The sequence below is a fragment of the Arthrobacter sp. 24S4-2 genome, assembly GCF_005280255.1.
Taxonomy (GTDB): Bacteria; Actinomycetota; Actinomycetes; order Actinomycetales; family Micrococcaceae; genus Arthrobacter.
The window spans coordinates 544,624-559,312 of sequence record NZ_CP040018.1 but is presented as its reverse complement, the minus strand read 5'-3'; the positions used below and the strand labels follow the sequence as shown (position 1 = coordinate 559,312).

At 66.3% G+C, this 14,689-nt stretch carries 14 protein-coding genes; 5 read left to right on the top strand and 9 right to left on the bottom strand.

Annotated features, from left to right (window positions below; translation table 11 throughout):
* Positions 1–2 precede the first annotated feature (2 nt).
* Complete coding sequence (locus FCN77_RS02700) at positions 3–431, top strand: DUF1761 domain-containing protein (protein ID WP_137321007.1); 429 nt, start codon at positions 3–5, stop codon at positions 429–431.
* 249 nt (positions 432–680) lie between these two features.
* Complete coding sequence (locus tag FCN77_RS02695) at positions 681–1,313, top strand: bifunctional 2-polyprenyl-6-hydroxyphenol methylase/3-demethylubiquinol 3-O-methyltransferase UbiG (RefSeq protein ID WP_137321006.1); 633 nt, start codon at positions 681–683, stop codon at positions 1,311–1,313.
* A gap of 58 nt (positions 1,314–1,371) precedes the next feature.
* Here the strand turns inward: FCN77_RS02695 and FCN77_RS02690 are convergent, their stop codons facing one another.
* The 4 genes from FCN77_RS02690 to FCN77_RS02675 all read right to left on the bottom strand — a co-directional run bounded on the left by FCN77_RS02690 (position 1,372) and on the right by FCN77_RS02675 (position 5,774).
* Positions 1,372–2,151: an enoyl-CoA hydratase gene (locus FCN77_RS02690; RefSeq protein WP_137321005.1), complete on the bottom strand. Its 780-nt coding sequence runs from the start codon at positions 2,149–2,151 to the stop codon at positions 1,372–1,374.
* 86 nt (positions 2,152–2,237) lie between these two features.
* On the bottom strand, positions 2,238–3,170 hold the full coding sequence (mmsB, locus tag FCN77_RS02685; RefSeq protein ID WP_137321004.1) for a 3-hydroxyisobutyrate dehydrogenase: 933 nt from the start codon (positions 3,168–3,170) through the stop codon (positions 2,238–2,240).
* Positions 3,163–4,275, bottom strand: a complete 1,113-nt coding sequence (locus tag FCN77_RS02680; protein WP_137321003.1) for an enoyl-CoA hydratase/isomerase family protein — start codon at positions 4,273–4,275, stop codon at positions 3,163–3,165. The genes mmsB and FCN77_RS02680 overlap by 8 nt, the downstream gene beginning before the upstream one ends.
* Entirely contained in the window at positions 4,275–5,774 is a 1,500-nt protein-coding gene (locus tag FCN77_RS02675) for a CoA-acylating methylmalonate-semialdehyde dehydrogenase (RefSeq protein WP_137321002.1), read from the bottom strand. The genes FCN77_RS02680 and FCN77_RS02675 overlap by 1 nt, the downstream gene beginning before the upstream one ends.
* A 289-nt stretch (positions 5,775–6,063) precedes the next feature.
* Here FCN77_RS02675 and FCN77_RS02670 point away from each other — a divergent pair, with 289 nt between their 5' ends.
* Both FCN77_RS02670 and FCN77_RS02665 read left to right on the top strand, forming a co-directional pair.
* On the top strand, positions 6,064–6,870 hold the full coding sequence (locus tag FCN77_RS02670) for an exodeoxyribonuclease III (RefSeq protein WP_137321001.1): 807 nt from the start codon (positions 6,064–6,066) through the stop codon (positions 6,868–6,870).
* A 10-nt stretch (positions 6,871–6,880) separates the two neighbouring features.
* Positions 6,881–7,837: a hypothetical protein gene (locus FCN77_RS02665; protein ID WP_137321000.1), complete on the top strand. Its 957-nt coding sequence runs from the start codon at positions 6,881–6,883 to the stop codon at positions 7,835–7,837.
* Positions 7,838–7,854: 17 nt separating this feature from the next.
* On the opposite strand, the gene FCN77_RS02660 is transcribed toward FCN77_RS02665, so the two are convergent.
* The 5 genes from FCN77_RS02660 to FCN77_RS02640 form a co-directional block, all read right to left on the bottom strand.
* Positions 7,855–8,919, bottom strand: coding sequence for a LacI family DNA-binding transcriptional regulator (locus tag FCN77_RS02660; RefSeq protein ID WP_137320999.1), 1,065 nt, complete (start codon positions 8,917–8,919; stop codon positions 7,855–7,857).
* Positions 8,920–9,019: 100 nt separating this feature from the next.
* Complete coding sequence (locus tag FCN77_RS02655) at positions 9,020–9,289, bottom strand: hypothetical protein (protein WP_137324611.1); 270 nt, start codon at positions 9,287–9,289, stop codon at positions 9,020–9,022.
* 20 nt (positions 9,290–9,309) lie between these two features.
* Positions 9,310–10,197 (bottom strand): carbohydrate ABC transporter permease, encoded by an 888-nt coding sequence (locus FCN77_RS02650; protein WP_137320998.1) that lies wholly within the window; start codon positions 10,195–10,197, stop codon positions 9,310–9,312.
* Positions 10,194–11,228 (bottom strand): carbohydrate ABC transporter permease, encoded by a 1,035-nt coding sequence (locus FCN77_RS02645; RefSeq protein ID WP_137320997.1) that lies wholly within the window; start codon positions 11,226–11,228, stop codon positions 10,194–10,196. Before FCN77_RS02645 ends, FCN77_RS02650 begins: the two co-directional genes overlap by 4 nt.
* Positions 11,229–11,235: 7 nt before the next feature.
* Positions 11,236–12,522 (bottom strand): ABC transporter substrate-binding protein, encoded by a 1,287-nt coding sequence (locus tag FCN77_RS02640; protein ID WP_137320996.1) that lies wholly within the window; start codon positions 12,520–12,522, stop codon positions 11,236–11,238.
* Between the two features lie 233 nt (positions 12,523–12,755).
* Here FCN77_RS02640 and FCN77_RS02635 point away from each other — a divergent pair, with 233 nt between their 5' ends.
* Entirely contained in the window at positions 12,756–14,540 is a 1,785-nt protein-coding gene (locus FCN77_RS02635; RefSeq protein WP_254679083.1) for an alpha-amylase family glycosyl hydrolase, read from the top strand.
* Positions 14,541–14,689 lie beyond the last annotated feature (149 nt).

The window sequence follows — 14,689 nt, the reverse complement described above, 5'->3', positions numbered from 1 at the left end:
TGATGATTCCGGAAATCAACATCTGGGCCGTACTGCTGGCCACCCTTTCCAGCATGGTGGTGGGCTCGGTCTGGTACACCCCCAAAGTGTTCGGCAACTACTGGATGAAGGTCGCGAAAGTATCCCCCAGCGGCGACGCGAAGGACGCGGTCAAACCCATCCTGATCACGCTGGTGGTCAGCTTCATCAGCGCCCTGGTCCTTGCCGGATCCGCCGCCATCTCCCAGCATTTCTACGGCGGCAACTTCCTGGCGAACACGCTGATCACCGCTCTCATCCTCTGGGCCGGGTTCACGGCCGCCCGCTTCATCACCCACGACGCCTTCGAGGGCCGCCCGGCCGGGCTGACTGTCCTGAACTGCGCGCACGAACTGGTGACGCTCGTGGTCATGGGCCTGATCATCGGACTGTTCGGCATCAGCGCCGCCTAACCGCGCCCATGAGCCTGAGGGCTTGGCCATGACGTGCATCCCGTTCGCCTTGGCCCGAACAGGCTGATGAACTCCACCGGCTGCTTGCCCGGTCGGAGCGTGGACCGGCGTCGTGATCAACACCGACATCATGGCACAGGAACTGGAGGACGCCGTCACGGCGTATCGTGGCATAGTCGCGGCTTAGCGCGGGCCGTCCCTGACGGTACGCTGCCGGGACCGGAAGCACGGGCAGCGAGGAGACCATGGATGCAGTTTGACGAGTCGTTCTGGGATGAGCGCTACCGCCAGCACGGTTCGGTCTGGAGCCGCAATCCGAACCCCACCCTGATGGCCGAGGCCGCCGCCCTGCGCCCGGGCTCCGCCCTGGACGTGGGCAGCGGCGAAGGAGCCGACTCAATCTGGCTGGCACGGCAGGGCTGGCGGGTCACCGCCGTGGACATTTCCTCCGTGGCGCTGGCCCGGGCCGCGGAACGGGCGGCGGAGGATGCCGCGCTGGCCGGGAGGATCGTCTGGGTCCACCATGACCTCACCGCATCACCCCCGCCGGCCGGCACCTTCGACCTTGTGTCCGCCCAGTTCATGCACCTGCCCCAGGATCCGAGGACTGAGCTGTATCACCGCCTGGCGGCATCCGTTGCCCCCGGCGGCACGCTGCTGATCGTGGGCCACCACCCGGCTGACCTGGCGGCGGGGATTCCCCGTCCGTCGCAGCCGGGCCTGCTTTTCACCCCGGAGGAAATCGCCGCCGAACTTGACCCGGACGAATGGGAAATCGATGTCTGCGAAGCACGACGGCGCTCCGTGACGGACTCGGAGGGCGGCTCCGTCACCGTCACGGATTCAGTGCTCCGCGCCCACCGCCGGGCGCCGCGGCCTTAGGGGTCGAAGTACTCAGGGTCAAAGTCCGTAGGGTCACAGTCCTCAGGGACCGAAGTCCCTAGCGGTGCCTGAATTCCGGCCGGCGCTTCTCCGTGAACGCGGCCATGCCTTCCTTCTGGTCGTCGGTGGCGAAGAGCGAGTGGAAGATCCGCCGCTCGAAAAGCACGCCCTGCGCCAGCCCGGTCTCAAACGCCGCGTTGACTGCTTCCTTGGCCACCATCGCCACCGGCTTGGACTTGGAAGCAATCACCTCGGCGGCCTTGAGGGCCTCTTCGACCACGTCCGCCGCGGGCACCACCCTGGACACCAGGCCGGCGCGTTCGGCTTCCTCGGCATCCATGAACCGCCCGGTCAGGATCAGGTCCATCGCCTTGGACTTGCCCACGGCGCGGGTCAGCCGCTGTGAACCGCCCATGCCCGGCAGCACGCCCAGGTTGATCTCCGGCTGCCCGAACTTCGCGTTGTCCCCGGCGATGATGAAGTCGCACATCATGGCCAGCTCGCAGCCGCCGCCCAGGGCGAAGCCGGAGACGGCCGCCACCACGGGGATGCGCAGCCTGGTGAAGTCCTCCCAGCCGCGGAACCAGTCCGCGGCGTACATGTCCATGTAGCCCTGGGCGGCCATCTCTTTGATGTCCGCGCCGGCCGCAAACGCTTTGCCGGACCCCGTGACCACCACGGCGCCCACCTCGGGGTCCGTATCCATGGCCGTGACGGCAGCGACGAGTTCGTCCATGGTGGCCTTGTTCAGCGCATTCAGCGCTTCGGGCCGGTTCAGCGTCACCAGCCCCACGCGTCCCCGCCGCTCCACCAGAATGTTCCCGTACTGTTCCGTCATGCCTGACTCCTCACGTGGTTCTGCTCAAAATTAGTGCCGGCTCCGGGCGCCGCTGATGTGACCGGCCCTCCGGACGCTGGCCGGGCCTAGTGCGCCGACTTGTCCCGGATGTCCGTGATGATGCCGGAGAAGTCACGGCCAGCGCCGCCCTCCGCGGCAAACGTATCGTAGATCTCCGACGCCAGCGGCCCCATCCGTGCGGCCACTCCGGTGCTCTGCAGGGCATTCAGGGCCAGCTTGAGGTCCTTCGCCATGAGCGCCCCGGCAAAGCCCGGCTGGTAGTCCCTGTTGGCCGGGCTGGTGGGCACCGGCCCCGGGACCGGGCAGTTGGTGGTGAGCGCCCAGCACTGCCCGGACGCCGCGGACGCGACGTCGAACAGGGCCTGGTGCGTCAGCCCCAGCTTCTCGCCGAGCACAAAGGCCTCGCTCACGGCGATCATCGAGACGCCCAGGATCAGGTTGTTGCACACCTTGGCGGCCTGGCCTGCGCCGTGGGCGCCGCAGTGGACCACGCGTTTGCCCATCACTTCCAGCAGGGGCCGCACGGCGTCGAAGTCCTCGGGCAGGGCGCCCACCATGAAGGTCAGGGTTCCGGCTTCGGCTCCCACCACACCTCCGGAGACCGGTGCGTCCACGGCCCGGTGCCCGGCCGCCACGGCGAGCGCGGACGCCTCCCGCGCCTCGTCCACGTTAATCGTGGAGCAGTCCAGGAACATGGTGTCCGGACCGGCAACGTCCAGCAGTCCGGGCTGGCCGTCCGTTCCGCGGTAGGCATCCAGGACGTGCTGGCCGCTGGGGAACATGGTGAGCACCACGTCGGCGCCGGCCACGGCATCGGCGGGCGTGGCCACCGTTGGAATCCCGTGCTCCCGCGCGGCGTCCAGCGCTGCGGGCACCACGTCGAACCCAGCCACTGTGTATCCGGCCTTGACCAGGTTGACGGCCATGGGACCGCCCATATGTCCCAATCCCAGGAACGCGACGTGCCCCGTTTTCCCGGCGCGTGCTGCTTCAGACATTGTCGGCCTCCTTTGACTGCAGATTGAGCTCGCGCTCCCCCACCGGCTCGAAGAACCTCGCGACGTCGGCCGCGGCGACCTCGTGCAGGGTGGCAGGCTTCCACTGGGGGTTGCGGTCCTTGTCCACCACCTGGGCACGGATCCCTTCGCGGAAGTCCGGACCCGCCAGGCACCGCAGGCCCACGCGGTATTCCTGCACAAGGGCTTCCTCCAGCGTCAGGCCCCGTACCCGGCGAAGCGATTCCAGCGCCACCTTCACAGCAGTGGGCGACTTCGTTTCGATCGTGTCGGCAGCTTCAGCCGCCTCGCCAGCGGCGTCGCCGGGAGTCTCCCGGTCAAAGCCGCGCAGCCGGCGGAGGATCTCCTCCGCGTCGTCGCCTGTGTAGCAGGCGTCGATCCAGTCCCGCTGCCCGGCCAGGGCCGAAGGGGGCGGCTTTTCGCTGAAGCGTCCGACGGCGGCTTCCGCCGTTTCGGTCTCCAGCGCGGCCGCCAGCGCGGGCAGGTGTGCGGACGCCACAAAGTGGTCCGCGAGGCCCAGGAACAGGGCGTCCGCACCGGACAGGTGGGCGCCAGTCAGCGCCGCATGGGTGCCGGCCTCCCCCGGCGAGCGGGACAGCAGCAGGGTGCCGCCGACGTCGGGCACAAAACCGATGGTAGTCTCCGGCATGCCGCTGCGGGTGCGCTCGGTGACCACGCGCACCGAGCCGTGGGCGGAGATCCCCACGCCGCCGCCGAGCACCAGGCCGTCCATGAAGGCCACGTAGGGCTTGGGGTATCCGGAGATCAGGGCATTCAGCCGGTACTCGGTGCGCCAGAAGTCCGCCGTGGCATCACCGCCCGTCAGCATGTCCTCGTAGATGGCCACGATGTCGCCGCCGGCGCACAGCCCCCGCTCACCGGCACCCTGCACCAGAACGGTGGCCACGCCGTCGTCGTCCGCCCATTCGGTGAGCCGCTCCAGCATGGCGGCGGCCATGCCGGCGGTGAGCGCATTCACGGCCCGGGGCCGGTTCAGCGTGACGACGCCGAGGCGGCCGCGCCGCTCGAAGAGCACTTCGTCAGTGGGGCTTGCTGTGTTCGTACCTGCGGTAGGTCCTGCGGTCATCAGCTGCCTTCCGGCATCACGTAGCTGGCGCCTTGGCGGATGCCGGAGGGCCAGCGGGTGGTCACGGTCTTGGTCTTGGTGTAGAAACGGAACGCATCGGCGCCGTGCTGGTTGAGGTCTCCGAAGCCGGACGCCTTCCAGCCGCCGAACGTGTAGTAGGCGATCGGCACCGGGATGGGCACGTTGATGCCCACCATACCCACCTGCACGCGGCTGGCGAAGTCGCGGGCGGCGTCGCCGTCACGGGTGAAGATGGCCACGCCGTTGCCGAACTCGTGCTCGCTGCAGAGCCGGAGGGCTTCGTCATAGTCAGCGGCGCGCAGCACGCTGAGGACGGGCCCGAAGATCTCCTCCTTGTAGATCTTCATGTCCTTGGTGACGTTGTCGAAAAGCGTGGGCCCCACCCAGAAGCCGCCGTCGTAGCCGTCTACGGTGAGGCCGCGGCCGTCCGCCACGAGGGTGGCGCCTTCGTCGACGCCGGACTGGATGTAATTTTCAATCCGTTCCTTGGCCGAGGCGGCCACCACCGGGCCGAAGTCCGAGTCCTGGGCCAGGCTGTGGCCCACTTTGAGGTGCTTCACGCGCTCTTCCAGCTTGGAGACCAGGGCATCGGCAGTGTCCTTGCCCACCGGAACCGCCACGGAGATGGCCATGCAGCGCTCTCCGGCGGATCCGTAGCCCGCCCCCATCAGCGCATCAACCGCCATGTCCAAATCCGCGTCCGGCATGATCACCATGTGGTTCTTGGCGCCGCCGAAGCACTGGGCGCGCTTGCCGTGGGCGGCCGCGGTGGCGTAGATGTACTGGGCGATCGGGGTGGAGCCCACGAAGCCGATGGCCTTCACTCGCTCGTCCTCGAGCAGCGCGTCCACGGCTTCCTTGCCCCCGTTGATTACGTTGAACACGCCGTCCGGCACGCCGGCTTCGGTGAAGAGCTCGGCCAGCCGCAGCGGCACGGACGGGTCCCGTTCCGAGGGCTTCAGGATGAAGGCGTTGCCGGCGGCCAGCGCCGGGCCGGACTTCCAGAGCGGAATCATGGCGGGGAAGTTGAACGGCGTAATGCCGGCGACTACGCCCAGGGGCTGGCGCATCGAGTGCACATCGATTCCGGTGCCGGCATTGTCCGAGAATTCGCCCTTGAGCAGGTGCGGGGCGCCGGCGGCGAATTCCACCACCTCGATGCCGCGCTGGATGTCCCCTTTCGCGTCCGGCAGGGTCTTGCCGTGTTCGGAGGAGAGCAGTGCGGCGAGTTCGTCCAGGTGTTCGTTCACGAGGTCCACGAACTTCAGCAGGATCCGGCCGCGGCGCTGGGGGTTCATGGCGCCCCATTCCAGCTGGGCCTTCTCCGCGCTGGCGATGGCGTTGCGGACCTCGTCGGCACTGGCCAGCGGCAGCCTGGCCTGAACCTCGCCGGTGCAGGGATCGTAGACGTCGCTGAAGCGCCCGGAGGTGCCTTCTACGCGTTGTCCGTTTACATAGTGGGAAAGCTCGCGAACCATGGCGGAAATGCTCCTTTGCATGTGACCTACATCATTCCTGCTGCTGAATATACTCGGACTTCCTACTAAATTCCAGAGTGCGGGAGGGCGGCGCACGTGCCCTGCGCACCGCCGTCGGGCACCGCCGTCGCTTGCACCGCCGTCGTGGGGCACTTTGACGTGGCTTCCGTGCGCCGGACCCCTAACCGTCGGCGTTTCCGCGCCGAAGTGCCCCGTTTCCGCCGCACGAGCACGCTCCGGACGTACCGGTCCGCTATGCCTGACGCCCAAGTTCGGTAAGTTAGGAACTGTGAAGATTGCTACCTGGAATGTGAACTCCCTCCGTGCCCGTGCCGACCGCGTGGAGGCCTGGCTGCAGCGCAGCGACTGTGATGTCCTGGCCATCCAGGAAACCAAGTGCAAGGACGACAACTTTCCGTGGGAGCTCTTTGAGCGCATGGGCTACGAGGTGGCCCACTTCGGCGTAAACCAGTGGAACGGCGTGGCCATCGCTTCCCGCGTGGGGCTCGAGGACGTTGAACGGTCCTTCCTGGACCAGCCGGTCTTCGGCAAGAACGGCAAGGACCCCGTCCAGGAGGCCCGCGCCATCGGTGCCACATGCGGCGGCGTCCGGGTGTGGAGCCTCTACGTACCCAACGGCCGCTCGCTCGACGACGAACACATGCCCTACAAGCTAAGCTGGCTGGACATGCTGAAGACCCACGCCCAGACCTGGGTCGCCGACAGCCCTGAGGCGCAGATTGCCCTGATGGGCGACTGGAACATCGCCCCACAGGACGACGACGTCTGGGACATCGACTTCTTCCGTGCCAACGCAATGACCCACGTCAGCGAACCCGAACGCGCGGCCTTCCACGCCTTTGAAGCGGCCGGATTCACCGACGTCGTCCGCCCGCACACCCCCGGCCCCGGCGTCTACACCTACTGGGACTACACCCAGCTGCGGTTCCCCAAGAAGGAGGGCATGCGGATCGACTTCGTCCTGGCCTCCCCGGCACTCGCCTCCCGCGTGACCGGCGCCTCCATCGACCGCGAGGAACGCAAGGGCAAAGGCGCCTCAGACCACGCGCCGGTCGTAGTGGAACTTGCCGACTAATGGGTCAGCGATGACGGGCAACATCTACCGGGGCCAGGCCGGCCTGCCGTTCTCGTCTGCGCTGCGGATCTACGAGCCGCTGTCCGCTTTCCCGGAGGACCGGCGGGCCGCGCTGCAGGCGGCGGGTGCCAGGACGGCATCCCGCGCCGCGGTGGAAAACGCGGAGCTTCAGGCCTCCCTCGGCCGGATCACCCGGCCGGGCGGAGACCCCTTCCCCACCGGCCGCACCGATCTGGTGCGGGTTATCCCGGCTCCCCCCGAACCGGAGCAGCCCCGCAGGCCAAAGCACTCCGGCGCACCGGATGCCTCGGGTACGTCCGACGCCGAGGGGCAGGGTTCCGCCGTCGGCTCCCCTGCCGCCGAGAGCGGCCCGGCACTGCTGTACTGCCCCAGCCAGCTGGTACTGCGGGCGGGGCTTGCGGCCAATGCCCTGATGGAAGGCATCCACGGCCCCCTGGCCGAGCTCCTCATCCCGGAGGAGCAGCGGGACAGGCACCAGGAACGCATCGACCTGGTGAAAGCCCGCGAGGGCACCACCCGCGTCCACACCCGCGCCTCCACGTGGGGCATCCCGTTCAGCTGGTTCTCGCTGTTCCAGGAATCCGACCACCAGGACGTTGTGGAATCGGGCGGACGGATCGTCACGGTACGGGTCTGGGCACGGATCGGCGAAGCCCTGGAACGGGTCCGCTATGCCGTGGCCAACCTCGCCCTTGCCGCGCCCGACCTGGACATGCTGGATGACATGACGCAGCTGACCGAGTGGCTGGAGCACTTCCATCCCGGTTCCGTGGTGGAGCTGGACTATGGCGCCGTGGCGGACAAGGTCTACCCGGACGATTCACCCATGGATGTGAGGCTGGGCATCGAATGCCTGGCAGAGGGAGACATGACCGGGGCCGCAGCGGCCTACCGCCGGCTGGCGTCCCGCTGGATTCCCATCCGGCAGCTGGCCCGCGCATCCTAGGCCGAATCCGCTAAGTCCTAGGCCGAACCCGCCGAGGGTGGCGGCGCCGTCGTTCTCCTGACGATCAGCTGGTGCGGGGCCACGGTGGACTGGACCGCCCCCACGTTGCCGTCCAGTTCGTCCAACAGCATCTTCGTGCCGAGTTCGGCCTGCTCGTCAGGCCTTTGCCGCACCGTGGTCAGTCCCATGGCGTCGGAGAAATCGTGGTCGTCGATGCCGATGACGGACAGTTCTTCCGGGACGCGGACGCCCACTTTCTGGGCTTCGAAGATGACGCCCATGGCCATTTCATCCGAAGCGCAGAAAATCGCCGTGGGCCTCGGGCCCGGCCGGGCCCACATCCTGGTGAACGCATCCTGGCCGCTGCGGACGGTGAAGTCGCCCCACTCGTCCCACTCCGGCCGCACTGTGAGTCCGGATCCGGCCATGACGTCCTGGAACGCCTTGATGCGGACGCGGGGGACATCGAAGTTGAGGTCCGTTTCGTCGTCGCCATGCAGGAGTGCGATGTCCTTGTGGCCCAGGCTGATCAGGTGCCGCACAGCGGTGGCTGCCGCGGCGTAATCGTCGATGCCGATGTAGGGGCACTCCTCTACATGGCCGCCCACCACCACCAGCGGAATATCGATTTTCTGGAGGTGCTCAATTTCGTCATGCGTCAGCGCCATGCACAGCACCAGCAGGGCGTCGATCTGCTTGTAGACCATGGTCTTGCTGAACAGCCGCTCCCGGTTGCTCCCGTGGCCGCCGAGGTTGAACAGCGAGAGGTTGTACTGGCGGGCGTGGAGCTCCCGGTCCGCACCCTCAATGGCTTTGGAGAAGAACCAGCGGCTGACGAACGGTGCCAGCACGCCGATAGTCTTGGTGCGGCCCGTGGCCAGGCCGGAGGCTGACGATGACGCGACGTAGCCCAGGGCACCCGCCACCTCGAGAATCTTTTCCCGGGTGGCCGGTGAAACCCTGGGCAGGCCGCGGACTGCCCGCGAGACTGTAGCGGTGGAAACCCCGGCTGCGGCCGCGACGTCCTCAATGCTGACGCCGGAATGGCCGCCCCGTTGAGCCCTGTCTGTTGTGCGTGCCACAGTTTCCCCTTGTCAGCCGTCCGCAGATTGTTGCTACCTGTGCTTCCCTGCGGCGACAAGCCAGTCTATTCTGCTCAGCCTTTTGAGCTCCGATCAGCTCCTATTTTTGACGCGTAGCGGTCCTGGCTGGCAGGCGCCGGCGAAGCCGGACCATGCCATACAGTGCCAGCAGGATTCCCAGCAGGCCGACCGCCCAGCCGAGGGCCGGCTGGGCGGTCACCTCCATCCAGACGGTGACCACCAGCAGGACAGCAGCCCAGAACCCCAGGAAACCGATGATGATGTCGAAGTCTTCCCCGGAGCGGGCGCGTTTGTGCTCACTCCGGACGAACCCGTGGTTCTGGTCTTTGCCAGCGGCCGAACCTGGCACTTGACTGCTCACTGGACGCCTCACTTGACGGCGCCGGCGGTGAGGCCGGCAACAATCTTGCGCTGGAAGACCAGGACCAGGATCACCAGGGGAATGGTGACAATGGTTCCGGCGGCCATGATGGCCGTGTACGGAATCTGGTTCGGTTGCGCCCCGGCGAAGCTCGCGATGGCCACCGTGACCGGCTGGGTCGCGTCGCTGGAGAGCTGGCTGGCAATCAGGAACTCATTCCAGGAGGAGATGAACGCCAGGATGGCCGTGGTGAAGATGGCCGGCGCCGCCAAAGGCATGATCACCTTCCGGAACGCCTGACCCTGGGTGCAGCCGTCCACCCGTGCCGATTCCTCCAGCTCCCACGGCATTTCGCGGAAGAAGGACGTCATCGTGTATACGGTCAGCGGCAGCACGAACGAGATGTTCGGGATGATCAGCGCCTGGTACGTGCCGATCCAGCCGATGTTGGTGAACAGCTGGAACAGCGGCGTGATGAGTGCGACGCCCGGGAACATGGACGCACCCAGGATGAAGCCCAGCACGAGGTACTTGAACCGGAAATTCAGCCGTGCCAGGGCGTAGGCGGCGAACACACCGATCAGCAGCGAAACCACAGTGACGACACCGCCGATGAACACGCTGTTGAGCAAGGCCTGGCCGAAGTGGTTGCCGAAGGACGTATCGAACGCGGTGTTGAAGTTATCCAGGGTGACGTGGGTCGGCAGTAGGGACGTGTCGTAGGTGAAGCCGACCTCCCGGAATGCCGTGACCACCATCCAGTAGGCCGGGGCCAGGCACCAGATCAGGACCACGGCGGCGCTGATGTAGGTGCGGCCCTGCGTCCATTTCTCCTTGTTCTGGGAGGCCTTCCTGCCCTTGTCCTGCTGTGCCCGGAGTTCGGTCGCGGCGGTCATTTCTTCCCCTTACCGGTGGCTCCGCTTTGTTCCACGACATTCGCCCCGAGGAAGCGGACAAAGATGAACGCGACGAGGAAGATGATGATGAATGTGATGGTGGACAATGCTGCCGCCGCGTTGAATCCTTGCCTGATCTGGTTGATGACCAGGATGGAGAGCGTGGTGGTGTTGTTGGCACCGCCGGTGAGGATGTACGGGAGGTCGAACATCCGCAGGGCATCCAGGGTGCGGAAGAGGACAGCCACCATCAGCGCCGGCTTGACCAGCGGCAGGGTGATCATCCGGAACCGCTGCCAGGTGGTGGCACCGTCAACCTTGGCAGCCTCATAGACCTCGGCCGGGATCATCTGCAGTCCGGCGAGGATGAGCAGCGCCATGAACGGCGTGGTCTTCCAGACGTCGGCGATGATGACAGCCCACTTGGCCGGCCACTCGCTGCCTGTCCACAGGATGGTGGTGTTGAACAGCTTGTTGGCGATGCCTTCAAAAGCGAAGATGAACAGCCACAGCTTGGCGGTCACGGCGGTGGGAATGGCCCACGGAACCAGGACTGCGGCACGGACCAGGCTGCGGCCCCGGAAGGTCCTGGCCATAATGAGGGCCATCCAGAAACCGAGCACGGTCTCCAAGGTCACGGTTACCACGGTGAAGAAGAACGTGGTGGCCGTCGCGGACCAGAACTGGCCGCCGAGGGTCCCGGGCGGACATGCCACCGTTCCGCCTCCGGGTGCCGCGCATTGCTGGGCAAGCCAGTTGACATAGTTCTGGATGCCGGCCGGGCCGCCGGCCGTGAACAGCCCGGTGACCGGATCCAGCCCGGCGTCCTTCTGGAAGGACATAACGATGGCGCTGATAATCGGGTAAACGATCACGATCGCCAGGGCGAAGATGGTCGGGGCCAGCAGCCAGGAAGCCCATTTGCCCTGGCTCAGGATCTTGTTGTCCTCACCGACGCCCTTGGGGGCGTGGTGGACGGGGGTACCGCCCGACGCCGGCTTTACCGGCGTCGGGCCCAATTCGGTTGCCATGGCAGCGTTACCCCGCCGCGCCGGCGGATTCGATGGACTTCTGCATGTCAGACAGTGCGGTTTCCACGGTCTTCTCTCCCTTGATGGCGGAGTACGCATTTTCCTGGATGGCCTTGGTGACCGCCGGGTAGAACGGCGAGACCGGACGCGGCACGGCATTCTCGATCGACGTCTTCAGCACCGGCAGGTAAGGCAGCTTGGCCACAAGTTCCTTGTCTTCATACAGCGCGCCCAGGACCGGCGCAAGGGAGCCCTGGGTTGCGTAGAACTTCTCAGTCTCTTCCGAGGTCATGAACTTCAGGAAGTCCAGGGCGGTGGCCTTGTTCTTTGAATAGACACTCACGGCGAGGTTGTGGCCGCCAAGGGTGGAAGCACCCGGTCCGTCCTTGCCCGGAAGGGCAGTCATGCCCAGCACATCCTTCACCTTGGAAGACCCCTCAGTGGTGGCCAGGTTGTAGACGTACGGCCAGTTGCGCAGGAAGAGGAGCTTGCCGTCCTGGAAAGCCTGCCGGCTCTCTTCTTCCTTGTAGGTGATGGCTTCCTTCGGGATGTTCCCGTCAGCATACGCCTTCGCGAGGTTTTCCAGCCCTGCCTTGGCATCGGCGGTGTTCAGGCTGGGCTTGCCGTCCTTGTCCAGCACGGAACCGCCCGAGGAGTTGATGGCCTCGGAAGCGTTAACCGTCAGGCCTTCGTACTTGCTGAACTGGCCCGCATAGCAGCCAATGTTGTTTGCCTTGGCGATGGAGCACATGCCCATCATCTCCTCCCACGTCGTCGGCGCGGTGGGAACCAGATCCTTGCGGTAGTAGAGGATGCCGCCGTCCGAGGTCTGCGGGGCCGCGTACAGGGTTCCCTTGTAGGTTCCGCTGTCGACCGTCGGCTTGAGCATGGCGGAGGTGTCCAACGCCATCTTGTCCTTGAGCGGCTGGAGCCAGCCCTTGGCCGCGAACTCGGCCGTCCAGACAACGTCAACATCAACGACGTCGTAGTCAGCGCCCTTCGCCTGGAAGTGCTGGACCAGGTCATCGTGCTGCTGGTCAGCCTGGTCGGTCTGTTCCTTGAACGTGACCTTCTCGTTCGGGTGGGCCGCATTCCACTTTTCGATCAGGGGACGGACAACGTTGCTGTTGTCCTTGCCCTGGACGTACGTGATGGGGCCGCGGCCGTCGAGGCCCTGTTCGGCGTCGCCGCCGCCTCCGCCGCCTGTTGTGCCGCCGCCCCCGCCGCAGGCGGAGAGGGTTAACGCCAAAATGCCGGCGGCTGCGGCCGGCAGTAGGAACTTAGGGGTTTTCAAAATGAGACTCCTCGCTGAGTGACAAGCAAATCGGCGGTGCGGTTGAAGTGGTGCCCATCACACTAGTAACGTTGCCGTGAGAAATGCAAGCGTTTACACCGAAGTTTATGGAAAGGATATCTGTGGCATACAGCCCAGTCCCAACTGCCGGCTCCTCGATCCAGGCTTGGTGGGCCAGCGCCGTTGTGTACCAGGTCTACCCCCGGTCATTCGCTGATGCGAACGGAGACGGCATGGGCGATCTCCGCGGCGTTACGGCGCATTTGGACCACTTGCACAAGCTCGGTGTGGATGCCGTATGGCTGTCCCCCTTCTACAGATCACCGCAGGCCGACGCCGGCTACGACGTCGCGGATTACCGTGAAGTGGATCCATTGTTCGGAACCCTGGCGGACTTCGACGAAATGTTGCAGAAAGCTCACGGCATGGGGATCAGGGTGATTGTGGACCTGGTGCCCAACCACACCTCGGACGAACATGTGTGGTTCCAGGAGGCCCTCGCCGCGGCCCCGGGCTCGCGCGAACGGGACCGCTACATGTTCCGGCCGGGCAAGGACGCCGTGCCCGGTTCCGGCGACGGCAGCTTGGCGCCCAACAACTGGAAGTCGATCTTCGGCGGACCCGCCTGGACCCGTATCACGGAGGCAGACGGCAGGCCCGGCGACTGGTATCTGCACCTCTTCGACACCAAGCAGCCAGACCTCAACTGGGAAAACCCCGAGGTGCACGAGGAAATGCGCTCGGTGCTGCGGTTCTGGCTGGACCGCGGCGTGGACGGGTTCCGCGTGGACGTGGCGCACGGCATGGTCAAGGAAGAGGGCCTGCCGGACTGGGACGGGTTCGCGGCCATGGTGCAAGGTTCCACCGAACTGCCGGGCGATGCCCACGGCGGCCATTCCGAAACGGAGGAGCCGCACCGCGCCCACAGTGCGGCCGGGGGCACCGCCGTGGAATCCGGCGCAGCCACCGGCGACGAGCACCAGGCGGTCTCGCCGCTGTACCCGCCGTCGCCGTTCTTCGACCAGGACGGCGTGCACGACATCTACCGGGACTGGAACCGGGTGCTGGCCGAATACGACGGCGACCGCATGCTGGTGGCAGAAGCCTGGGTGGAACCGGCAGAGCGCCTGGCCCGGTATGTCCGGAAAGACGAAATGCAGCAGGCGTTCAACTTCGACTTCCTCCTGGCTGGCTGGAGCGCTTCACGGACCGCTGCGGCGATCGAAGATTCACTGCGGGCTGCCGCTACCGTGGGCGCAACCACCACCTGGGTGCTCAGCAACCACGACACCGTCCGGCACACCACCCGCTTCGGCCTGAAGGATCCCACCACGTTCCCGAAGGGAATCGCCGCCAAGGATGAGCAGCCGGACGCAGAACTGGGCCTCGCCCGGGCCCGCGCCGCGACCATGGTTGCATTGGCCCTCCCGGGTTCGGCCTACCTCTACCAGGGCGAGGAACTGGGGCTGCCGGAGCACACCACGGTCCCCGCCGAGGCACGCCAGGACCCCACGTTCTTCCGGACAAGCGGCGTGGAACGGGGCCGGGACGGGTGCCGGGTGCCGCTGCCGTGGAAGTCTGCCGAGCCGGGCTACGGGTTCGCCTCAGCATTCGGCGCCGGGGAAGCGGGCAGTGCAGGCGAAGCACCCTCCGCGCCCTGGCTTCCCCAGCCGGAGGCATTCGGCGGGCTGGCCGCAGACCGGCAGGACGGCGTCGCCGGTTCCACACTGGAGCTGTACCGCGCCGCGCTGGCGCTCCGGCGTGACCACGGTCTTGGTGCCGGAACATTCCGGTGGGCAGCAGCCCACTCACCAAAGGAGGGCGTACTCAGCTTCCACAACGGAGATGTTCTGGTGTTCGCCAACATGGGCATTGCCGCCGTCCCGCTGCCGGAGGGATTCCGGATTGTCCTGGCCAGCACGCCGGATGCGGTGGCCGGCGCCCCGGCTGGTTCCGGGAACGCTGGTGCGGCGTCGAAACTGGCGCCGAACAGGGCCGTGTACCTCCTCGCCAGCTGACACCCGCAAGGAAAAGGGGCGCCCCGTTCCGTTGGGAAGGGTGCGTCCCCTTTGCTGCAAGTGTTGGTGGCTGGCCAGGATACTGCCGACCCGTTGGCACCGACCGGGTTGCTACCGCCCGGCTTGTTGCTGAACGCCCGGCGCGGGCG